This is a genomic window from Veillonella sp. T34266-5 (assembly GCF_002959815.1).
Taxonomy (GTDB): domain Bacteria; phylum Bacillota; class Negativicutes; order Veillonellales; family Veillonellaceae; genus Veillonella; species Veillonella atypica.
The window spans coordinates 14,874-35,368 of the sequence record NZ_PPCZ01000015.1; the positions used below are offsets into that span (position 1 = coordinate 14,874).

At 40.8% G+C, this 20,495-nt stretch carries 23 protein-coding genes; 21 read left to right on the top strand and 2 right to left on the bottom strand.

The window, feature by feature from the left end; all coding sequences use genetic code 11:
• Positions 1-136 precede the first annotated feature (136 nt).
• Both VIHSUH07_RS05685 and VIHSUH07_RS05690 read right to left on the bottom strand, forming a co-directional pair.
• The gene (locus VIHSUH07_RS05685) at positions 137-313 is read right to left on the bottom strand and encodes an antitoxin PHD (protein ID WP_105084220.1); all 177 of its coding nucleotides are present in this window, start codon (positions 311-313) and stop codon (positions 137-139) included.
• A gap of 24 nt (positions 314-337) precedes the next feature.
• Positions 338-994 carry an NAD(P)H-binding protein gene (locus tag VIHSUH07_RS05690; RefSeq protein WP_105084221.1) on the bottom strand — a complete coding sequence of 219 codons (657 nt, stop codon included), beginning with the start codon at positions 992-994 and terminating at the stop codon, positions 338-340.
• Between the two features lie 213 nt (positions 995-1,207).
• On the opposite strand from VIHSUH07_RS05690, the gene VIHSUH07_RS05695 reads away from it, so the two are divergent.
• The 21 genes from VIHSUH07_RS05695 to VIHSUH07_RS05795 all read left to right on the top strand — a co-directional run bounded on the left by VIHSUH07_RS05695 (position 1,208) and on the right by VIHSUH07_RS05795 (position 20,443).
• Positions 1,208-1,453, top strand: a complete 246-nt coding sequence (locus VIHSUH07_RS05695; protein WP_005381552.1) for a type II toxin-antitoxin system prevent-host-death family antitoxin — start codon at positions 1,208-1,210, stop codon at positions 1,451-1,453.
• Between the two features lie 2 nt (positions 1,454-1,455).
• Positions 1,456-1,776: a type II toxin-antitoxin system RelE/ParE family toxin gene (locus tag VIHSUH07_RS05700; RefSeq protein WP_105084222.1), complete on the top strand. Its 321-nt coding sequence runs from the start codon at positions 1,456-1,458 to the stop codon at positions 1,774-1,776.
• A gap of 190 nt (positions 1,777-1,966) precedes the next feature.
• A complete protein-coding gene (locus VIHSUH07_RS05705; RefSeq protein WP_105084223.1) occupies positions 1,967-2,476 on the top strand; it encodes a surface exclusion protein in 510 nt (169 codons plus the stop codon).
• A 245-nt stretch (positions 2,477-2,721) separates the two neighbouring features.
• Complete coding sequence (locus tag VIHSUH07_RS05710; protein ID WP_105084224.1) at positions 2,722-4,296, top strand: tryptophan transporter; 1,575 nt, start codon at positions 2,722-2,724, stop codon at positions 4,294-4,296.
• Positions 4,289-5,098 carry an energy-coupling factor ABC transporter ATP-binding protein gene (locus VIHSUH07_RS05715; RefSeq protein WP_105084225.1) on the top strand — a complete coding sequence of 270 codons (810 nt, stop codon included), beginning with the start codon at positions 4,289-4,291 and terminating at the stop codon, positions 5,096-5,098. Before VIHSUH07_RS05710 ends, VIHSUH07_RS05715 begins: the two co-directional genes overlap by 8 nt.
• Positions 5,099-5,107: 9 nt before the next feature.
• Positions 5,108-5,776, top strand: a complete 669-nt coding sequence (locus tag VIHSUH07_RS05720) for an energy-coupling factor transporter transmembrane component T (protein WP_105084226.1) — start codon at positions 5,108-5,110, stop codon at positions 5,774-5,776.
• Between the two features lie 198 nt (positions 5,777-5,974).
• A complete protein-coding gene (locus VIHSUH07_RS05725; RefSeq protein WP_158251386.1) occupies positions 5,975-7,195 on the top strand; it encodes a Fic family protein in 1,221 nt (406 codons plus the stop codon).
• A gap of 15 nt (positions 7,196-7,210) precedes the next feature.
• Positions 7,211-7,711 (top strand): GNAT family N-acetyltransferase, encoded by a 501-nt coding sequence (locus VIHSUH07_RS05730; RefSeq protein ID WP_105084228.1) that lies wholly within the window; start codon positions 7,211-7,213, stop codon positions 7,709-7,711.
• A gap of 76 nt (positions 7,712-7,787) precedes the next feature.
• Entirely contained in the window at positions 7,788-8,654 is an 867-nt protein-coding gene (gene hisJ / locus VIHSUH07_RS05735) for a histidinol-phosphatase HisJ (RefSeq protein WP_105084229.1), read from the top strand.
• A gap of 141 nt (positions 8,655-8,795) precedes the next feature.
• Positions 8,796-10,397 (top strand): ATP phosphoribosyltransferase, encoded by a 1,602-nt coding sequence (gene hisG / locus VIHSUH07_RS05740; protein WP_105084230.1) that lies wholly within the window; start codon positions 8,796-8,798, stop codon positions 10,395-10,397.
• Positions 10,398-10,480: 83 nt separating this feature from the next.
• On the top strand, positions 10,481-11,758 hold the full coding sequence (gene hisD, locus VIHSUH07_RS05745) for a histidinol dehydrogenase (RefSeq protein WP_105084231.1): 1,278 nt from the start codon (positions 10,481-10,483) through the stop codon (positions 11,756-11,758).
• A gap of 54 nt (positions 11,759-11,812) precedes the next feature.
• Positions 11,813-12,412, top strand: a complete 600-nt coding sequence (hisB, locus tag VIHSUH07_RS05750; RefSeq protein WP_105084232.1) for an imidazoleglycerol-phosphate dehydratase HisB — start codon at positions 11,813-11,815, stop codon at positions 12,410-12,412.
• A 60-nt stretch (positions 12,413-12,472) separates the two neighbouring features.
• Positions 12,473-13,204 (top strand): 1-(5-phosphoribosyl)-5-[(5-phosphoribosylamino)methylideneamino]imidazole-4-carboxamide isomerase, encoded by a 732-nt coding sequence (hisA, locus tag VIHSUH07_RS05755; RefSeq protein ID WP_105084233.1) that lies wholly within the window; start codon positions 12,473-12,475, stop codon positions 13,202-13,204.
• Positions 13,198-13,956, top strand: a complete 759-nt coding sequence (gene hisF / locus VIHSUH07_RS05760; RefSeq protein WP_005381416.1) for an imidazole glycerol phosphate synthase subunit HisF — start codon at positions 13,198-13,200, stop codon at positions 13,954-13,956. The genes hisA and hisF overlap by 7 nt, the downstream gene beginning before the upstream one ends.
• Positions 13,957-13,976: 20 nt before the next feature.
• Positions 13,977-14,291: a phosphoribosyl-AMP cyclohydrolase gene (gene hisI / locus VIHSUH07_RS05765; protein WP_105084234.1), complete on the top strand. Its 315-nt coding sequence runs from the start codon at positions 13,977-13,979 to the stop codon at positions 14,289-14,291.
• 62 nt (positions 14,292-14,353) lie between these two features.
• Complete coding sequence (gene hisE / locus VIHSUH07_RS05770; RefSeq protein WP_105084235.1) at positions 14,354-14,683, top strand: phosphoribosyl-ATP diphosphatase; 330 nt, start codon at positions 14,354-14,356, stop codon at positions 14,681-14,683.
• 10 nt (positions 14,684-14,693) lie between these two features.
• Positions 14,694-15,776 carry a histidinol-phosphate transaminase gene (gene hisC, locus VIHSUH07_RS05775; protein WP_105084236.1) on the top strand — a complete coding sequence of 361 codons (1,083 nt, stop codon included), beginning with the start codon at positions 14,694-14,696 and terminating at the stop codon, positions 15,774-15,776.
• A 76-nt stretch (positions 15,777-15,852) separates the two neighbouring features.
• Positions 15,853-16,464, top strand: coding sequence for an imidazole glycerol phosphate synthase subunit HisH (gene hisH / locus VIHSUH07_RS05780; RefSeq protein WP_105084237.1), 612 nt, complete (start codon positions 15,853-15,855; stop codon positions 16,462-16,464).
• A 196-nt stretch (positions 16,465-16,660) separates the two neighbouring features.
• Entirely contained in the window at positions 16,661-18,493 is a 1,833-nt protein-coding gene (locus tag VIHSUH07_RS05785) for a carbon starvation CstA family protein (protein ID WP_105084238.1), read from the top strand.
• A gap of 240 nt (positions 18,494-18,733) precedes the next feature.
• Positions 18,734-20,008: an ammonium transporter gene (locus VIHSUH07_RS05790; RefSeq protein ID WP_105084239.1), complete on the top strand. Its 1,275-nt coding sequence runs from the start codon at positions 18,734-18,736 to the stop codon at positions 20,006-20,008.
• Positions 20,009-20,080: 72 nt separating this feature from the next.
• Entirely contained in the window at positions 20,081-20,443 is a 363-nt protein-coding gene (locus VIHSUH07_RS05795; protein ID WP_005375366.1) for a P-II family nitrogen regulator, read from the top strand.
• Positions 20,444-20,495 lie beyond the last annotated feature (52 nt).

A 20,495-nucleotide genomic window follows, 5' to 3' on the forward strand; every position in this document is an offset into this window, starting at 1 on the left:
CGTAAATAACGTTGTTTATCTACATAAATAACCATAAATTATGGGAATAAAAAATCGGTATACATTTTCTTGAGAGAGAAATGTATACCGAAGGTATTATATGTAATTATAGACCATTTATAATATTAATATTAGGTTAGTCTAATTGATGTATCATTTTATCAATACTATTAAAAGTTTCCTCTATGGTTATTGTACGTCCTTGAATGATATCATTTTGTCCTTCCACTAGAGCGGTTAATATTTCTAACTGGGCTTTTAATTTATTATATGTTTTACTTTCTAGAATGATTGTATCATTTGAATTTCCCATAGATATCTCCTAATATATGGTAGTTTATAAAAACGATGGTTTATCGTAGTGTGTACCTGGTTCACCTACACCAATGCTGGCACGGCTGAATGGCGTTTCGTCTTCAACGTGTAGGATATCATACACGGCTTTTACTACAGCTTCGCGTGTAACTTGTGCGTCGTTGAATGGGGCGCCTTCTGCGATAAATTCATAATTTGTGTTCTCCATATTGTTATAGAGCCAAGGTAAACGCAAAATAGTGTAGTTTAGGTTAGATTCTCGTAAAACGTTGCGCGCCTGACGTTCGCCTTGTACATAGCTAATTGGTAGAGTATCGAAGGTAAATTTTTCTAAAGCCGTTGGAAATTCACCAGATAGGCCAACCATGGATAAGCCGATGATACGACGAATATTTTGGCGAGCAAGTGCTTTCACAATAGCAGCCATATCACTGCCAGTTTCCATAGCACTGAGAAATACGACTTCTGTATTTTTAACGGCTTCCTCTAATTTTTTAGGGTTTTGAAAGGATCCTTCGATAACGGTTATCCGTTCGTGTTCTAAAATTTCCGGATGAATGCGTGTGCTCAATTGGCGTCCATATAATGTGATGTGCATATCTGTATATGTTAGAAGTGTTGCTGTCAATCGTTGTGCGATTTGGCCTGCAGCGCCTAAAATTGTGATATATTTGTACATGTAGACCTCCTGTGTGGGCGTAATTAATATATGCATTATATCATAACTATGTGACGTGGAAGTGAGAATGGTATGTATAGTGAGGTTACAATTTATTCGTTTATATAATGCTGTAAAATTTATTGTTGAATTTACATGATAATTTAACTACAATAATAATAAGACATTTGAAAAATGAGTGTTATATTACTAAAGTTTCTTGGAGGTGATAGTATGCCGAATATAAAACCTATTTCAGATTTACGTAATTATTCTGAAGTATTGCGTGATGTTGCTATAGATAGTCCCGTATTCTTAACTAAAAATGGTAGAGGTCGATATGCAATTATGGATATTCAAGACTATGAACGTGTAATGGCTACGATAAAACTTATGGGCGCTTTAGAGACCGGTCGCAAATCTGGTGAAGAACAAGGGTGGATTTCATCAGAGCAACTAAAGAGTGAATTGGGGATTTAATTGTGGATTATCAAATTAGTTATGCACCTAAAGCACGAGAAGATTTGCTTAAAATAAAATCCTATATAGAAGAAGAAACTGGTGATATTGAGTTAGCTAAGAAAACTATTTCGGATATAGTGACTACTAATGATTCCTTAAGCGTTTTTCCCGAAATGGGACAGCGGTTATTGATAAATATGGGGAGTAAAATTGAATATAGATATTTGCTTTGTCATAATTATTTAAGTTTTTATCGTTATTTAGATTGGACTATCTATATTGATAGAATATTAAATAGTAGACGTGAATATCTTAAAATACTATTGGATGAAGTACATTAGTTTTTAAAGGCACCATCATTAATAGATGGTGCTATAAAATGATTTTAATAGTAACATGAAGATGCGTGAACACTCTTTATAATTTGAATGCATTGTGATTTAATGATATAAAAGTAAGATTTTATTTAATTTTAATCTGTAATTGAAAGAGAGAAGGCATTCATTACAAAATTATTTGGAGGGAACTAACATGAAGTTTTTAGATCAATTAGGAGATGCTGTAAAGGATGTAAAAGAATTAGCTAAGTCTAAAGCTAGTGTTGTAAAAGATTTAACTGCTGATGCAGCGCAAGAAGTAAAGGTATTGGCTAAAGAAAAGGCGGCAGATGTAAAGGCTAAATCCGCTGATGCGGCGCAAGAAGTAAAGGGCTTAGTTAAGGAAAAGGCGACGGATGTAAAGGCGAAATCGGCTGATGCAGCACATGATGTAAATGAATTAGTAAAAGCTAAGTCTGCAGATGTGGCAAAGGACCTAGAAGCGACCCTTAAGGTGAAGGCTGAAGAGCTAAAACAAAAGGCTAGAGAAGTGAAAGATATAACGGCTGATGCAGCTAGGGATATTACAGATACCGTGAAAGAAAAATCCGCAGGAGCGGCAAAAGACATTAGAGCGAAAGTTGCTGAAACAACAGAAGGTAAAGAAAACGCTGAAGTTCCGAGTGAAGCAGTAGCAACAGAGGATGGAGAAAAGACTGAATAGAATTTTAGATTGAATAAATCTAATCTACATTTATATATACGTATTGACTTATACTGTTTTAATTTGTAATATTATTGCACATAGAAAAATCTTATATGGTTTCAAGCGGCGGCATCGTTTATTCGGTGTCGCTTTATTTTTTGTATGAATTATATTGTTGCATAGAAAAGGATTATAAACTTTCACAATACCCATATAAATGTTAAAATAGACAGTATATATTCTATTGAAGAAAAGAGGGTATTATGGAACGAATAAAGGATCTCGTGTACACCCATGATCAGGGTGGACAGTTTAGATGGGTAACAGTGAGTACCTTGATGCTCGCGTTAGGCACGATTTTGCATTTAGTAAGTCCTAGTTTTGCAGGTGTTACACCAAACTGGATGATTGCGGCCTATTGTGTGGCGATTTTGTTGACGAAACCTAGCGTCTCTCAGGCATTAGGAATTGGCTTAGTAGCCGCTTTGATTGAAGTTTTAACCTCAAAATCTGGCTTCCCTTATGGTAACTTGTTGTCCGAGCCAGCTGGTGCATTGGTGATAACATTCATTTCACGTACCATGACATCTATGAAAATCGGTAAAATTGGTTCCTTTGAAATCACGCCGATAGTAGGTGCATTTTTTACAACTGTTGTATCTGGTGGTATTTTCGTTACGTTGTTATGGCAAATTGCAGGATTACCTAATAATGTATATCTGTATGCTATGTGGCCTCTTGTGTTAGTGGTAGCGGCTGTAAATGCAGCGATTACACCAGTGTTGTACATTCCGGCTCAAAAGATGTTCGCTAAGAGAGGCATGTTGCCTACCGGTAGCGAAGCTTCTAGCGACCATAATGGTCTCGTTATTACGCCAGAACGGGATGCAAAGATTTCCATTGAGCATATGAATTATTACCATCCTAAGGCGACTGCGCCTACGTTAAAGAACATCAACCTCGATGTGCATGATGGTGATTTCCTCGTTGTAACAGGTCCTGCCGGTTGTGGTAAAAGTACGCTTTGCATGGCCATGGTTGGGGCGGTGCCAAAATTCTACGGCGGTCGTCTAGAAGGTATGGTATTCGTAGATGGTAAAGCGACTACGCAAATGGAAATTCCTGAATTGGCTAATCACATCGGTGTAGTTCTTGCCGATTACGATACACAGCTTGTTACGATGACTGTTCGTGAAGAAGTAGCCTTTGCCATGGAAAATCGTGGTTACGATCGAGCTACTATCGATGCTCGTTGTACGGAGGTATTTAAACAAGTTGGTATTGAAGGCCTTGAGGATCGTAAAATTACGAGCTTGTCCGGCGGTCAACGTCAACGGTTAGCGATTGCTTCCGTGCTGGCAACCAATCCATCTGTCCTCGTTCTTGATGAACCAACTAGTTCACTTGATCCAGATGGGACAGCCGAACTATATCGCCTCGTTGGTGATTTGAACCGCAATCATGGTATCACTGTTGTAGTTATCGACCATGATTTGCATGCCGTATTGCCATATGCTAATCGCATGGCACTTATGGTGGATGGTGAAATCGTATGTGATAGCGATGTGGCTACAACATTGGAATACATGTACAATCATAATATTTATGTAGAAGCATTGCCATCCGTATTTACAACGTATATGGAATTGGAAAAGGCCGGTTATCATAGCGATGAACCTTGGCTTAGCATCGAATCGGCTATTAAGGGTCTTCATCACATCGAAATGGCTAAGGCCATCGATCGTTCTCGTTATGAGCATATAAATGTAAATGGTGAAAGCCAAGCTCAACAAGGTAATCGTGTAGGTGAAAGTACAGGAGGTGGCGCACATGCTTAAGGTAGAAAACTTACGATTTGGCTATGTGCCTACCGTAGATATTTTTAGAAATGTAAACTTTACCATTCGTGAAGGCGAATTTATTGCTGTGGGTGGTAAGAATGGTTGTGGTAAAACGACGATTACCCGTCTCTTAGTAGGCCTTGAAAAGGCTAGTGAAGGTTATATTCGTTATAACGGCAAGGATATTACATCCATGCCACCATCTAAACGAGGCCAATTTATTGGATATGTGTTCCAACAACCAGATCGCCAAATGTTTAGACCTACTGTGGCTACAGAGGTAGCGTTTGGTCCTGAATCCTTGGGACGTTCTAAAGATGAGATTACACACATTGTGGACGAAGTGTTAGATCGCTGTGGTATCAGTCATTTGCGTGACGAGTATCCACCTACATTGCGCCGTGGCGAAAAACAACGTGTTGCCATTGCATCTGCATTAGCTATGCAGTCTAAAATCCTCATCCTCGATGAACCTACAAGTGGTCAAGATGGAAAGGAAACAAAAGAATTGTTAGCCTTGCTCCGTCAGTTGAATAGTGAAGGCATTACGATTTTATTGATTACTCATGACATGGAAATCATGGCGGCTGAATGTTCTCGTGCCATCATCATGGGCCATCGCACCGTATCCTTTGACGGTACACCAGAAGAATTATTTTCGAAATCTACCGATGAATTACATGATCTTGGCCTCACAAAACCGCCAAGTGTAGAGCTTTCACAAGCGGTACCGGGACTAGGTTACTGCAAATCGATGGATGAATTACGGACGCGTCTTATCGCGCAATTGGCAGAATAGGAGGGGACCATGGAACGATTAGTACCATTAACAAAAATTTTGATGACCCTCGCCGTATCCGTATGGGCCATCTTCTTGCGAGACTGGATGTCATTGATGGCATTAGTTGTCGTAGAATTAGTAGCATTGTTGTTGACCGGTTTATTATGGAAACAATACAAGGCGGTGTTTGCTTTAGTTGTGTTCGCCGTATTCCTAGGCGCCGTTCAATACTTAGGTAGCGGGGACGTTGTATCTGCCGTTGTATCTGGTCTTCGTATGCTTGCCATGACACTCGTATTTATTGCACTTTTGGCAACGACTAAATTACAAGATTTAACCGCGGCCCTTGTAACACAATGCAAAATTCCTTATGAATATGCATTTATGTTTACGGCAGCACTTCGCTTTGTACCGGATTTCATTGGTGAAAGCAAGGCTGTACAAGAGGCACAATCTTGTCGAGGCCTTTCCTTAGAAGGCAATATTTTTAAACGCATGAAATCCTATGCCTCTGTTATACAACCATTGCTCTTAAAATCCTTGGGCCGCTCTGAAACGATGGCATTATCCTTGGAACTAAGAGGCTTTGGTGGCAAGACACATAGCTTTGCAGCGTCTGTAGGCCTTAAATTATTAGACTATATAGTTATTGTTGCGTTAGTTGTAGTTACGCTTATTCTATTTGGTGTACTATAATTTTTGGACAGGATTTACAAGAATATAGAGTAAATCTATTTAAGCGTAAAAACAATACTTTTTACTCTTAAGAAATTTAAATATATAAAGTGAGTGGTAAAAAACGTTGTTTTTACCACTCACTTTTGTTATATTGAAAATATAAAAGTAAAATTTATGATTTTTACGTTTTAAAAGTCTATGAAAGGAGGAGGAAGTATGTCATATGAACCTTTATATAAGGTGTATTATAAATATCCCGAAAAATGGCAAGAGATACTTAATACACGATATACGTCTGAAAATACAGAGCATATAGGAATATCTATAACACAAATTAATAGAAGAAAAAGTTTTTCAGCTTTCTTTGTATATCATAAGGATATTCTTGATGTAATGATTAAAATTGAGAGAAAACATTCTGCATTTTTAGAGTTGTTAAAAGAAGTTCCTTTAATTATGCATCCGTATTTACTTAACACTTTTTTAGTCGAAGAAATTAAGGCTAGTAACGATATAGAAGGTGTTCATAGTAGTAGACGGGAAATACAGGAAGCAATTGGTACGAATGTTACTGAAATCAAACGGTTTAGTAGTGTTGTTTCGAAATATAGAGATATCTTAAATCCAACAGGAAAAAAAGAGTTTTATTTAAATGAAGAAATTAGATCTTTGTATGATGCATTGGTCTCGAATGAGATTGAAGAGAAAAATAAGTTAGATGGGAAGATTTTTAGAAAAGATTCAGTTTCTGTTTATGATGGTTTTGATAGAGAAATACATGTGGGAACAACACCTGAATCGGAAATTATTAGACTTATGAATATTGCTTTGGGTTTTTTAAATAATAATGAGATACAATTGTCAATTCGTGTTGCAGTATTTCATTATATATTTGGGTATATCCATCCTTTTTATGATGGTAATGGGCGCATAAATCGATATATATCCTCTTCATATTTAGCAAAAGAATTTCATCCTTTGGTAGCGTTGCGTTTATCAGCTTTGATAAAAGCAAATCGTTCTAAGTATTATAAAATCTTCAGTAAGACTACATCCGAATATAATGGGGGTGATTTAACACCTTTTATAATTCAGTTTTTAAATTTTTTAGTTGATACGATAGATAATTTACATGACTTGCTTAATACTCGTTTAGAAAGATTACGTAATGCTTGTAATCAATTAGAACAGTTCTTTATTAATCAAGGTATCACAGATGAAGTGGTACAAAATATATATTATATTCTGTTACAGACCTCTTTGTTTATGATTGGTCCAGGCATTACTAGAGAAGAATTATGGAAGAATCTTGAGAAAAGTAAAAAGACAGTGTATGAGCGTATTAAACATATACCACGTGAACATCTTAAGATTCAAAAAGTTGGTAAAATAGAATATTTTAAATTAAAGAAATCTATACTGGGATCTATCCAGTAGAATATGGTGGGTATTATGAGTAAATTACAAATCCGTAGGGCTGTAATTAATGATGTACAGGACTGTCTTACAATTTACAACTACGAGGTCGAACACGGCGTAGCCACCTTAGACCTCGAACCACGCACGTTAGGAGAGTGGCATGAATGGTATAATGCTCACCGCGATGAGCATCATCCTATTATTGTGGGAACCGTTAATGATGTAGTGGTAGGTTATGCATCGCTTTCACCATATCGATTAAAGGATGCTTTCAAAAGTACTGTAGAATTATCCATATATATTCACAAAGATTACCGTGGCCAAGGTGTGGCAACACAGTTGATGGAACGTATTTTAGAGATGGCTAAAGAAGATACAATGCTTCATAATGTAGTATCTGTTATTACGGCAGGCAATGAGGAAAGCACGAAATTACACAATCGATTCGGCTTTACCTATTGTGGACTTACCCCTGAAGTTGGTTTTAAACATGGAAAATATCAGGATACCGAAACTTACGCATTATTGGTATAATAATAGATATTAAATCATTCATATGTCCGTGGGGTTGCGGATTATATGTTACACATAGACAGGGGTAAAGTAAGTTATGATAAATATGAAAGCAGAACGGCAATTCATAGGCAATAGTACGTATCGTAGCCGATTGGTGGATGGTCATTTTCATACTGAATTATGTCCACATGGTAGCGGTGATAGAACGGCATTGATGATTGAAAAAGCCATTGAATTGCGCATCGAAAAGGTGTGTTTAACAGAGCATGCTCCGTTACCAAAGGCCTTTGAGGCTGAGTATGGCGGTGATAAAATTGCCTATGATACGGCGTCTCTTAAACTCAATCAAGTGGATTCTTATCTTGAATTGGGACGTGAATTACAACGTGCCTATGGTACGCATATCGATATTTCCCTTGGCTTTGAGGTGGATTATATCCCTGGTTTTGAAAGCGACATTCAAGACTTTCTTGATCGCTATGGTCCATTGACGGATGATAATATTCTATCTGTTCACTTTATGGATGGCGTAGGTGACAAATACTACTGTGTTGACTATAATACAGAGGAATTTGAAAAGGGCTTTGGTCCTTGGATTTCTAATCAAAGTGAATTGTACTATAAATACTTTAGTATCATTCGCCAAGCGGTGCGTGCTGATTTGGGTGCCTATACGCCAAAACGAATCGGTCATTTTGATTTAATTAAGAAATACCAACACCATTTCGGTTTTGAACACCATTTAGATAAACGAAATGCTCAATTAGTGAGCGATATATTACATATTATGCGCGTTCAAGGTAGAGAACTAGACTATAATATGAGTGGATTCTTTAAACCTGATTGCGGTGAAATGTACCCAAGCCGTTTTATTCAAGGGATAGCTGCCATTATTGGTGTACCCTTTGTGCTTGGATCCGATGCGCATAGCGTAGCAGATGTAGCAAAGGTTTGGGACTAGAAATAATACTCCTCTATTGACAATTCTATAGAGGAGTATTATTATAGTTTTATGCTTTAGCGTGATAAAGTGATAAAATCTAAAAGAATCTATATATTTTAAATAGAAATATTAGCATGGTTTATAGAAAGGATGATCCTCATGGTACAGAAACAGTTGCCTACAGGTTTTCGGGATGATATAGGTGCTGTAGCGGAGCGCAAGGATGATGTGAGTCAATATTTGCTCAGCCTTTGTCGCAATCGTCAGTATACAAAAATTTCTACACCCCTTGTAGAATACAAAGATGTGTTTAATGGTTATACATTAGGCCGTGGTCAACATATGTACGAATTCTTTGGTAGTTCTGATGCATCTGTGGTTATCCGTCCCGATTTAACCATGCCGATCGGTCGTTTCTTGGCGACTACGAATATTGAATTGCCTCGCAAGTTCTACTATCTTGGCGATGTGTTGATGAAAAACAAACAGCATCGCGGCGATATTAACCAAGTTACACAAGGTGGTATCGAAATGGTCGGCTATGAAGGTATTGATGCCGAGTTAGAATGCTTTGCCATCATTAAAGAGGTGAATGAATCACAGCTCAATAATACCTTATTATTAGAAATTGGTGATGCTCGTTTCTCCCGTGCTATCACCGATGCATTGGGCTTGACCGATGGGGAACGGGCAGATTTGCTCGATGCGTTATTTACAAAATATTTGCCACACTATAACGAATTGATTAGCGAATTTAAAAATAATGCATTGTATCCATTCCTTACGATTTGGCCTCGCTTATTCGGCACTGTAAATGATATTAAAAATGAGCTTAGTCAAGTCATCTTGCCTGCAGGAGCACAACGTATTTTAGATAGCCTTATGGATCTAGCGGGACAAATTGAAGCGACTGGCCAACAAGTTCGCATTGATGTGTCTACAGAACCACTTCAATCCTATTACACAGGCCTTACCTTTAGAGGTTATGTAGATGGCGTATCGCAATACATCGTCAGCGGTGGTCGCTATGACGGTCTCTTATCTGGATTTGATGGCACGCCGATGCCATCCGTTGGTATGGCTTTCAACATCGATGTCCTTACAGATGTGCTTATGCAAGGTGAAAGCAACATTCAAGATAATGGTAAATTGCGAATCGCCTTGACAAAGGGGCGCGTTGAAAAGGATTTTATTCCACTCTTAGAGTCCTGTGGTATTGACTGCGAACCATTACGCAACAAAGCGCGCAAGTTGATTATCCCATTGGGGGATTCGGTAGAGGTTATCTTAGCGAAGGGCCCTGATGTAACGACATATTTGAATAATGGTGTCGTTGATTTAGGCATTGTTGGTAGTGATGTACTGGATGAACAAGACAATACATCTTATGAAATGCTAGATTTGAAAACGGGCCAATGCCAATTTATCTTGGCCTCCTTAGAAGGGTACAATCCGAAGGAAGGCCGTCGTCAACGGATTGGTACAAAATATCCAACCATTACAAAACAATATTTCGGATCCCAAGACGTAGAAATCATTAAAATCGAAGGTTCCGTTGAATTGGCGCCCCTCGTAGGTCTGGCCGATGCCATTGTAGATATTACAGAAACGGGTACAACGCTACGAGAAAATAATCTTAAAATCTATGATTGGCTCCAACCAATCTCGACGCGTCTTGTAGCAAATCCATTGGCATTGAAACAAAAAAGAAATACCATCTTTGCGTTGATTGATCAATTACAATCGGCTATTGATAAATAATAGATAGCATAGGCTATTGCGATGTGATGAGAAACGTTTACAATAGAAGTATTGATATACATAGTTTGAAATGAGGACATACAATGAAAATTTACAAAGAATCCCTTGATGCAATGCTCAGCATTGTCCGTCAATATACACAACAAACAACAGATATGGAAATTGAACGCCGCGTGTACGATATCATTGAAAATGTACGTGCTAATGGCGATGCAGCACTCCGTGAATATTCTGAAAAATTCGATGGTGTAAAACTAGATGATTTCAAGGTAGAACAATCTATTATCGATGCAGCGTGGGACAATTTACCAGAAGATTTAAAACACGCTTTATTGGTAGCGAAGAAAAATATTACCGAATTCCACAGTCGTGAAATTGAACAGGGCTTTGTAGATATGGATACACCAGGCATCACACGTGGTCAAAAGGTAACGCCATTGGCTCGTGTTGGCCTCTATGTTCCTGGTGGCACAGCAGCGTATCCGTCTACCATTATGATGACTGCATTGCCTGCAAAAATCGCTGGTGTTAAGGAAATCATTATGGTAACGCCACCACAAAAGGATGGTATTAATCCTGCTGTACTAGGCGCTGCAAAACTTGCTGGCGTTGATGCGGTATACCAAGTGGGTGGTGCTCAAGGTGTTGCGGCTCTTGCCTATGGTACAGAGCAAATTCCTAAAGTAGATAAAATCGTAGGCCCTGGTAACATTTATGTAGCCACTGCAAAACGCCAAGTATTTGGTCAAGTCGATATCGACATGATTGCAGGCCCTAGTGAAATCGGCGTTATCGCTGATGAAAGTGCTAATCCAGTACATCTTGCAGCGGATTTGTTATCCCAAGCAGAACATGATCCACGAGCTCGTGCTATCATGGTTACAAATAGTGAAAAACTAGCCCAACTCGTATCCGATGAGGTAGAACGTCAACTTTCACAATTACCTCGTGAAAGCATTGCTCGTCCAGCTATCGAAAATAACAGCTATATTGCTGTTATGGATAGCGTAGAAGATATGTTTACTGTAATGAACGAAGTGGCGCCAGAACATTTGGAAATTCAATTGCCAGACCCTATGGAATATATGAGCATGGTAGAAAATGCAGGTTCCGTATTCCTTGGCAGATATGCATCTGAACCATTGGGTGACTATGTAGGCGGTACAAACCACGTATTACCTACGAGCGGTACTGCAAAATTCTCGTCCCCACTAGGTGTGTACGATTTCGTAAAACGCATTTCCTTTACTCAATTTAGTCGTGAACGTTTGCAAGAAGTGGCGAAGGATATTACTACATTGGCTCGTACAGAAGGCCTTGAAGCACATGCTCGTGCTATTGATGTACGCTTTGAAAAATAATTGTATGGATCGGGAGATTCCCGCAAGGGCCTCCCTAATGATAAAGAGGATACTATGATGAGAACAAATCGGTCAGCTACGGTAACTCGTAAAACGGGCGAAACTGATATTACAATTACACTTACCCTAGATGGAAATCAAGATATTCACGTTGATACAGGCATCGGTTTCCTTGATCATATGCTCCATTTGTTGGCTAAGCATGGCCGTTTTGGTCTGGCTGTGAAAGCCGTAGGCGATACGTACGTAGATGCGCATCACACGGTGGAGGACATTGCATTAACCTTGGGTCAAGCATTGACACAAGCCCTTGGTGACAAGGCGGGTATCGAACGCTATGGAGACGCGTGGGTGCCTATGGATGAGGCGTTGACACAGGTTGTCATCGATCTAAGTGGTCGTCCATACCTCGTGTTTAATGGTGAATTTACAACACCTGTGTTGGGTGGCAATTTTGAAACAGAATTGGTAGAGGATTTCTTCCAAGCCTTGGCTGTGAGCGGAGCCATGAATTTACATGTGCGCAATGAATATGGTCGCAATACGCATCATATTATTGAAAGCATGTTTAAGGCTACTGGTCGCGCATTGCGTAAGGCGGTTACGATTAACCCAGACATTCATGGTGTGAATTCTACAAAGGGCATGATTTAATCGAGTCCTTGTGAATGGTGAAAGCAGGGCCACATAAGATTCGTGAATAGAGGAGATACTATGATTTTTCCAGCTATAGATTTACAAGATGGTCGCAGCGTACGCCTATATAAGGGCGATTTTGCGAAGGAAACCATCATTAATCCGGATCCGGTTGACCAAGCATCTCAATACGAGGCTGCTGGTGTTGGTGCGTTGCACTTCGTCGATTTAGATGGGGCGAAGGCAGGGAAACCGGTCAATGTAGATATTGTTAAACGCGTACGCGCTGCATTTACAGGTGTGTTAGAAATCGGTGGCGGTATTCGCGATAAAGCGGCTGTAGATTTATATTTAGAAATGGGCGTTAATCGCGTTATTCTCGGCTCCGTAGCCCTTAAGAATCCTGAATTGACGAAACAGGTTATCGCAGAATACGGCCCAGAACGCATCGTTATCGGTGTAGATGGTAAGAATGGTAAGGTCGCTGCGGAAGGTTGGCTCGACCAATCTGATGTACCTATGACCGACCTTATCGGTGCTATGGTGGCAGCCGGTGCTAAGTATTTTATCGTTACCGATGTGGACCGAGATGGCACTATGCAAGGTGCTAATGAAGACCTATTGGGTTCCTTACAAGATCAATTCCCTACGGCCCGTATTGTTGCATCCGGTGGTGTCCGCAATTTAGAGGATATTAAAAACCTTGAACAACGCGGTGTAGTAGACAGTATTGTAGGCAAGGCCTTGTATGAAGGCACTATTACATTAGAGGAAATTGCTGCGTTTAATAAGGAGAATGCATCATGTTAGCAAAACGGATTATTCCTTGTTTAGACGTAGATAATGGTCGCGTAAAAAAAGGTGTTAACTTTGTAAACCTCGTTGATGTAGGGAGCCCTGTTGATATTGCTGCTACCTATGAGGAGCAGGGCGCCGATGAGCTCGTATTTCTCGATATTACGGCTACGGTGGATAGACGTACGACAATGCGCGATGTGGTGACAGATATTTCAAAACATGTGTTCATGCCCCTCACCGTAGGTGGTGGCATTAAAACGGTGGATGATATGAGCGCGCTATTGAAAGCTGGCGCCGATAAGGTATCGCTTAATTCAGCGGCTTTAGCGCGTCCAGAACTCATTAGTGAAGGCGCTCAAAAGTTTGGCAACCAATGTATGGTAGTAGCCATTGATGTAAAAACGGATCCAGAGACGGGTAAATGGTATGTGTATACCCATGGTGGTCGCAAGCGTAGCGATTGGGAAGCCCTTGCGTGGGCTAAAGAAGCTGTGAGCCGTGGCGCTGGTGAGTTACTTGTAACGAGCATGGATAAGGACGGCACTAAATCCGGCTTTGATATTAAACTATATAAAGCCTTGGAAGAGGTCGTAGATGTACCAATTATCGCCTCCGGTGGTGCAGGTACGGTACAGCATTTTATCGATGTATTCACCGAAACTGGTGTTACCGGTGCGCTGGCAGCGTCTATATTCCACTTTGGTGAAATTAGCATTCCCGATTTAAAATCACAATTGAAGGCAGCTGGCATTGCTGTTAGATAGGGTAGGAGATTGTAGCATACATGAAACCAGACTTTAATAAGGGTGGCGGCCTGTTACCTACGGTCGTTCAAGATAATACAACAAAAGTAGTGCTCATGGTGGCGTGGATGAACGAAGAGAGCTTTCACAAAACATTGGAAACCAAGGAAACTTGGTTCTGGTCTCGTTCTCGCCAAGAACTTTGGCATAAGGGTGGTACCAGTGGCAATGTGCAACATGTGGTGGATATGAAGCTCGATTGCGATGGCGATACATTGCTAGTCCTCGTCAATGCGGAAGGGCCTGCATGTCATACAGGAGCGGTGAGCTGCTTTTTTAACGATGTAGAAGCGTAGAGACATACGAAATATGAGGTGAGATGACGCATAGGCGTTAGCTTTCACAAAGGAGAAGAACAATGGCCAATCAACAAACATTAGAAGAATTATACGCCATTATCAAAGGGCGCAAGGATACCCCAAAGGAAGGATCCTATACGAATTACTTGTTCGACAAAGGACTCGATAAAATCTTGAAAAAGGTGGGCGAAGAAGCAACAGAAGTTGTCATCGCTGCTAAAAACGAAGACCCTCAAGAGCTAGTATATGAAACAGCAGACGTACTCTATCATTTGCTCGTGCTATTGGTAGAAAAAGGCGTTCCTTATGAAGCCATCTTAGAAGAGTTGGCAAGCCGTGAAGGTGTCATCAGCAAAACACAGGAACGCAAAGCGATTACAGAGTTGTAAGGAGTAGAGTATGAAGAAGATTATTGGCCAATTAAAGCCGTATGTGCCAGAGGAACCGGCGGAATCCGTCAAAGCTCGCCTCGGTGTGGAGCGCCTTGTGCGATTATCAGCTAATGAAAATCCTTATGGTACATCGCCAAAGGTGCGCGAAGCAGTATTAGATTATGTTACGAACAATGATGCCAACCTATACCCTGATGGCAATGCATCATCCTTGCGAAGCGTCCTAGCAGATTATTGGAAGGTAGCAGAAAATCAACTCGTCATTGGCGTCGGTCTTGATGAAGTGATTTCCATGGTAAATAAAACATTTATCAATGCCGGTGATTCTATTGTCATCAGCGTTCCAGCCTTTTCTGAATACGGCCTTAACGGCCTCGTAGAAGGGGCGGACATTCACGAGGTGCCATGCATCGAGTCTACAGGTCAATACGATTTTAAGGCGATGCGTCAAGCCGTAGATACTACGACGCGCCTCGTATGGATTTGTAATCCTAACAATCCAACAGGGACCTATGAAACTGTTGAAGATATTCGTAACTTTATCAGTACATTGCCAAAAGATGTGTTAGTCATCATCGACGAAGCTTATATCGATTTCGTAACCTCCGTAGAGGTGCCAACGGCACGAGCTTTGCTTGATGAATTTCCTAATGTATTTATTATGCGTACCTTCTCTAAGGCCTATGGCCTTGCGAACTATCGCGTAGGCTATATGATGAGTAGCGCTGAATTAGCGAACTATATTCAAACCATTCGCTTGCCATATAATTTGAATACTTTGTCCCAAGTAGCTGCTGAGGCTGCCTTTGGTGATCGTGAATTTTTGCGCAGCACTATAGAGAAGAATGCCGCAGAACGTGCCTTGTGGGAACAAACATTGGATGAAGTGGGTGGTACTTATTATAAGAGCGGTGCTAATTTTATCTTTATGTCCGTACCTAATGCGGATAGTCTTGCTGATGAATGGCTCGCCAAGGGCTATCAAGTACGCCGTGGACAACGAGACAATTGGTTGCGTGTAACATTGCCACCTGCTAGTGATGGTGCTATTATGCGCGCTATTTTGAAAGAGTATATGGCTCGTCAATAATGTAGGCCATTTATATAGCGATGTACATTGCGACGTATGTTGCTATTTACATAGGCGTAAAAGAAAGGATGTCACTATGATTGCCATAATTGATTATGATGCGGGCAATACATTTAATGTACAAAAAGCATTACAACATATCGGTCTTGATGCGGTATTGACCGCTGATCGAGATATTATATTGGCTGCTGATGGTGTGATTCTACCGGGTGTCGGCGCCTATGCATCGGCTGTTTCCGTCCTTCGTGAGCGCGGTCTTATTGACGTTATTCATGAGGTGGTGGAGCGCAATATACCATTGCTTGGTATTTGTTTAGGGATGCAGCTTTTATTTGATGAATCTGAAGAATATGGACCGACTCCCGGATTGGGTATTATACCGGGCACTGTGAAAGCCATTCCTAATAACCTCGGCCTTCGTGTACCTCATATGGGGTGGAATCAAAATACACTATGCCGCAAAGACAGTGCTTTTTCTGATGTAGCTGATAAATATACATATTTTGTGCACTCTTATTACGTAGAGACAGATTCTCAATATGTTACAACAACTGCAGACTATGGGATTAAAGTACCGGGCGTTGTTGAGAAGGGGAATGTGTATGGCATGCAGTTTCACCCTGAAAAAAGCGGATCTGTTGGGCTTAATCTGTTACGCACGTTTGGAAATATCATATTAAAAAAATAAAATAGTCTTCGATATATGCTTTTAATGAATAATGAGTATCTAGAATGAGAAAGTGTAAATTGACATATTTTTGTTTAGATATACAATGAGTATGTAAGTACTCATCAATTTATAAGCTACAGTGGCATTGGAGACCTAGTTTTATTAGAAATATTTATTCGGCACCTCCGATGTCATGTACATTGGAGGTGTTTTTATGGTTATGAATGGTATTTACTTAGTTATAGCCTCCGCGTGTATTCTAATTTTAGCGTACCGCTTTTATGGGGCTTTCATAGCGGCCAAGGTGCTCACACTCGATCAGTATCGCCCAACGCCAGCTATGGTTCACAATGATGGTCACGATTACGTGCCAACAAACAAATGGGTAACATTTGGTCATCACTTTGCAGCGATTGCTGGTGCAGGCCCTCTCGTAGGTCCTGTTATTGCAGCTCAATTCGGGTATTTGCCTGGTGCATTATGGATTCTAATTGGTTCCGTACTCGCTGGTGCCGTACATGACATGGTTATCTTGTTCGCATCTGTTCGCTATGATGGTAAATCTATCGCGGATATTGCCCGTGAAGAAATCAGTAAATTTGCTGGTTTCGGTGCTATGCTTGCTACATTGTTCCTATTAATCATCACCCTTGCTGGTATGGCCGTAGTAGTAGCTAACGCATTGCATAACTCCCCTTGGGGGTTCTTCTCCGTATTTGCTACAATCCCAATCGCTATTTTTATTGGTATTTATTTGAAATGGTTGCGTCCTGGTAAAATTCAAGAAGCAACTGTTATCGGTGTAGCATTGATTTTTGCAGCTATCATTTACGGTCCAAACGTAGCAGCTAGCGAATATGCTTCTTGGTTCACATATGATTTGCAAACCATCGAAATCATGCTTGCTATCTATGGTTTCTTTGCAGCAGCATTGCCAGTATGGTTGTTGCTTGCTCCTCGTGACTACTTGTCCACATACCTTAAAATCGGTACAATCGGCGCATTGGCTCTTGGTATTATCATCGTAATGCCTGAAATTCAAATGCCAGCTGTTACCCCTTACATCTGGGGCGGCGGTCCTGTATTGAAAGGTTCTGTATTCCCTTACATCTTCATTACTATCGCATGTGGTGCGTTATCTGGTTTCCATACTGTTATCGCAACAGGTACAACACCTAAAATGCTTACTAATGAAAAAGAAATCTTGCCTATCGGTTATGGTGCGATGTTAACAGAAGGCTTCATCGCCATGATGGCGCTGATCGCAGCCACTGCATTGCATCCAGATGATTACTTTGCTATTAACTCCACAGTTGAATCCTTTAAGGCATTAGGACTTCAAGTTCATGAATTACCAGCATTGTCCGCAATGGTTGGCGAAGACTTGATGCACCGTCCTGGTGGTGCCGTATCCCTTGCAGTAGGTATGGCTCATATCTTCTCTAAATTGCCTAACATGTCTCACTTGATGGGTTACTGGTATCATTTCTGTATCATGTTCGAAGCATTGTTCATCATGACATTAATCGATGCTGGTACGCGTGTAGGTCGTTACTTGCTTCAAGAATTATTAGGTCATTTCCATCCTAAATTTAACGATCAACATTGGAAACCAGGCGTATATGGCTGTGCAGCTCTTATATGCGTATTGTGGGGCTACCTAGTTCTACAAGGTAACATCGGTATTATTTGGCCTCTATTCGGCGTATCTAACCAATTATTGGGTACTATGACATTGGCCGTAGGTACTACAGTTATTATGCGTCTTGGTCACAAACGCTATGCATGGGTAACAGGTATTCCTTGTATCCTAATGGCTATCGTTGCTATCGCTGCGGACTTTGAAAACGTATTTAACAGCTACATTCCTGCTGGTAAATGGATCCTAGTAGCATTCAGTGCTGCTATGTTCCTCATGATCCTCATCGTATTAGTAGAGGCTGTACGTAGCTGGATTCGCTTGTCTAGCATGCCTCAAGACTACCGTACACAAGCTGAAATTGAAGCTGAAAGCCTTGTAAAATACGGTAAAGAAGTAAAAGCATAATTCTGATTTGCTATACTATACGAACACGCACTCACATTAGTGGGTGCGTGTTCTATTTGTTTGAGTGTCAATTAAGATACATTTGTCATTTCATATATTCTATAGAATTTATTGACATATAGTTAGAAATGCTATAGGATGTAAGTAAAGATGTATTTCAACAATAAAATAGTTAGGTAACGGTGCCTAGTTTTCAGAATATTCTGAGACTAGGTGCTTTTTTTATGAAAGGAGTCTATTATGATAGGTATCGATACAGGTAATACGGCATGGATACTCATAGCGGCTGCTATGGTGTTTTTCATGACACCAGGGCTTGCCTTATTTTATGGAGGTATGGCACGGAGTAAAAACGTACTTAGCACTATCATGCAGAGCTTCTTTCTAATCGGTGTGATTTCTGTAGAATTTATGCTCATAGGCTACACATTGATCTTTGGTGACGATGTACATGGTATTATTGGTAGCCTCAATAAAATTGGTCTTATGGGCACAGAGAATAGCATCATGGAAGGTGCGAATATCCCAGAAATGGCATTTATTGCATTTCAATGCATGTTTGCTATTATCACACCAGCTATCATGAGCGGTTCTATTACGGGTCGTATGCGTTTTGCACCCTTTGTAGTATTCGCTGTGATTTGGTCCGTACTCATTTATAATCCTATGGCCCATTGGGTATGGGGCGGTGGATTCCTCGCCAATCTAGGAGCACTCGACTTTGCAGGTGGTCTTGTTATCCATGTATTATCTGGCGTATCAGGTCTCGTACTTTGTTTGCTCTTAGGTCGTCGTCGCGGTTATGGGCGCATGCCAATGTTACCGCATCACTTGCCAATGACCGTCCTCGGTGGTGCCATGTTATGGTTTGGTTGGTTCGGCTTTAATGCCGGTTCCGCTCTAGGGGCAGGCCCCTTGGCTGCAAATGCAGTGTTGACGACCCAAATGTCTGCTGCTATCGGCATCGTTGGATGGGTATTGGTAGAACGATATCACCGTGGTAAACCGACCGTGTTAGGTGCCGTATCTGGTGGCGTATCTGGCCTTGTTGCTATTACGCCAGCAGCTGGTTTTGTAACACCTGTAGCGGCGATTCCAATTGGCTTTATCGGCGCCATCTGTTGCTATGTGGCGGTCGCAATTTTAAAGAGCAAGTTTGGTTATGATGATTCTCTCGATGCCTTTGGTATTCATGGTGTAGGCGGTACGTGGGGCGCTATTGCAACAGGCTTATTTGCTACGGTTACTGTAAATCCTGATGGCGCAGATGGATTGTTCTATGGTGGTAACTTGCTCGTTCCTCAATTGATTTCTCTCGTCGTAGCCATTGCCCTTGCTATTATTGGCACAGTTGTCATCTTCAAGGTGGTTAGCTACTTTATGGATATGCGCGTTAGCATTAGTGCCGAATCCTTGGGAATCGACATTAGTGAACATGGCGAAGGTGCGTATAATCAATCTGAATTTAAGAGCAGTGGACGTTTTATTACCTCTGACCAACATTCCTTGGTGTAACGTATTCATGGTGAAAGCTAGCTTTCACAGATGGTACAATAGAAGTAATGAAAACGCAGATGAGGTGATACTATGAAACGGATGAAGAAAGTAGATATCATTGCTCGGGCAGAGCAATTAGAAGATTTAAAAGAGGCCTTGAATCGCATTGGCATTCAAGGGATGACGGTTTCCCAAGTATTTGGCTGTGGATTGCAAAAAGGGCATACCGAAGTCTATCGTGGGCAAGAGTATGCGGTCAATCTCGTACCAATGGTGAAGGTTGAAACCGTTGTATGTGACGTGCCTGTTGATCTTGTAATGGATACGGCGCGCGATACCTTGCAAACTGGCGAGGTAGGAGATGGTAAGATTTTCGTGTACGATGTAGAAGATTCTATGCGGATTAGAACCGGTACGCGTGGTACGAAGGCCGTTACTGACGATGAAGCTTAATTAATCATATATATAATATATGAGCTGCTACATACCTTGGTGTGTAGCAGCT

Excerpts from the sequence above, each read along its gene's own strand:
- hisC (WP_105084236.1), top strand. The coding sequence starts at position 14,694 with ATGAAGAAGATTATTGGCCAATTAAAGCCGTATGTGCCAGAGGAACCG.
- hisA (WP_105084233.1), top strand. The coding sequence starts at position 12,473 with ATGATTTTTCCAGCTATAGATTTACAAGATGGTCGCAGCGTACGCCTA.
- VIHSUH07_RS05730 (WP_105084228.1), top strand. The coding sequence starts at position 7,211 with ATGAGTAAATTACAAATCCGTAGGGCTGTAATTAATGATGTACAGGAC.
- VIHSUH07_RS05790 (WP_105084239.1), top strand. The coding sequence starts at position 18,734 with ATGATAGGTATCGATACAGGTAATACGGCATGGATACTCATAGCGGCT.
- hisB (WP_105084232.1), top strand. The coding sequence starts at position 11,813 with ATGATGAGAACAAATCGGTCAGCTACGGTAACTCGTAAAACGGGCGAA.
- VIHSUH07_RS05685 (WP_105084220.1), bottom strand. The coding sequence starts at position 313 with ATGGGAAATTCAAATGATACAATCATTCTAGAAAGTAAAACATATAAT.
- hisJ (WP_105084229.1), top strand. The coding sequence starts at position 7,788 with ATGATAAATATGAAAGCAGAACGGCAATTCATAGGCAATAGTACGTAT.
- VIHSUH07_RS05695 (WP_005381552.1), top strand. The coding sequence starts at position 1,208 with ATGCCGAATATAAAACCTATTTCAGATTTACGTAATTATTCTGAAGTA.
- VIHSUH07_RS05690 (WP_105084221.1), bottom strand. The coding sequence starts at position 994 with ATGTACAAATATATCACAATTTTAGGCGCTGCAGGCCAAATCGCACAA.
- hisD (WP_105084231.1), top strand. The coding sequence starts at position 10,481 with ATGAAAATTTACAAAGAATCCCTTGATGCAATGCTCAGCATTGTCCGT.
- VIHSUH07_RS05795 (WP_005375366.1), top strand. The coding sequence starts at position 20,081 with ATGAAACGGATGAAGAAAGTAGATATCATTGCTCGGGCAGAGCAATTA.
- VIHSUH07_RS05720 (WP_105084226.1), top strand. The coding sequence starts at position 5,108 with ATGGAACGATTAGTACCATTAACAAAAATTTTGATGACCCTCGCCGTA.
- hisG (WP_105084230.1), top strand. The coding sequence starts at position 8,796 with ATGGTACAGAAACAGTTGCCTACAGGTTTTCGGGATGATATAGGTGCT.
- VIHSUH07_RS05785 (WP_105084238.1), top strand. The coding sequence starts at position 16,661 with ATGGTTATGAATGGTATTTACTTAGTTATAGCCTCCGCGTGTATTCTA.
- VIHSUH07_RS05710 (WP_105084224.1), top strand. The coding sequence starts at position 2,722 with ATGGAACGAATAAAGGATCTCGTGTACACCCATGATCAGGGTGGACAG.
- hisI (WP_105084234.1), top strand. The coding sequence starts at position 13,977 with ATGAAACCAGACTTTAATAAGGGTGGCGGCCTGTTACCTACGGTCGTT.
- hisF (WP_005381416.1), top strand. The coding sequence starts at position 13,198 with ATGTTAGCAAAACGGATTATTCCTTGTTTAGACGTAGATAATGGTCGC.
- hisE (WP_105084235.1), top strand. The coding sequence starts at position 14,354 with ATGGCCAATCAACAAACATTAGAAGAATTATACGCCATTATCAAAGGG.
- VIHSUH07_RS05715 (WP_105084225.1), top strand. The coding sequence starts at position 4,289 with ATGCTTAAGGTAGAAAACTTACGATTTGGCTATGTGCCTACCGTAGAT.
- hisH (WP_105084237.1), top strand. The coding sequence starts at position 15,853 with ATGATTGCCATAATTGATTATGATGCGGGCAATACATTTAATGTACAA.
- VIHSUH07_RS05725 (WP_158251386.1), top strand. The coding sequence starts at position 5,975 with ATGTCATATGAACCTTTATATAAGGTGTATTATAAATATCCCGAAAAA.
- VIHSUH07_RS05705 (WP_105084223.1), top strand. The coding sequence starts at position 1,967 with ATGAAGTTTTTAGATCAATTAGGAGATGCTGTAAAGGATGTAAAAGAA.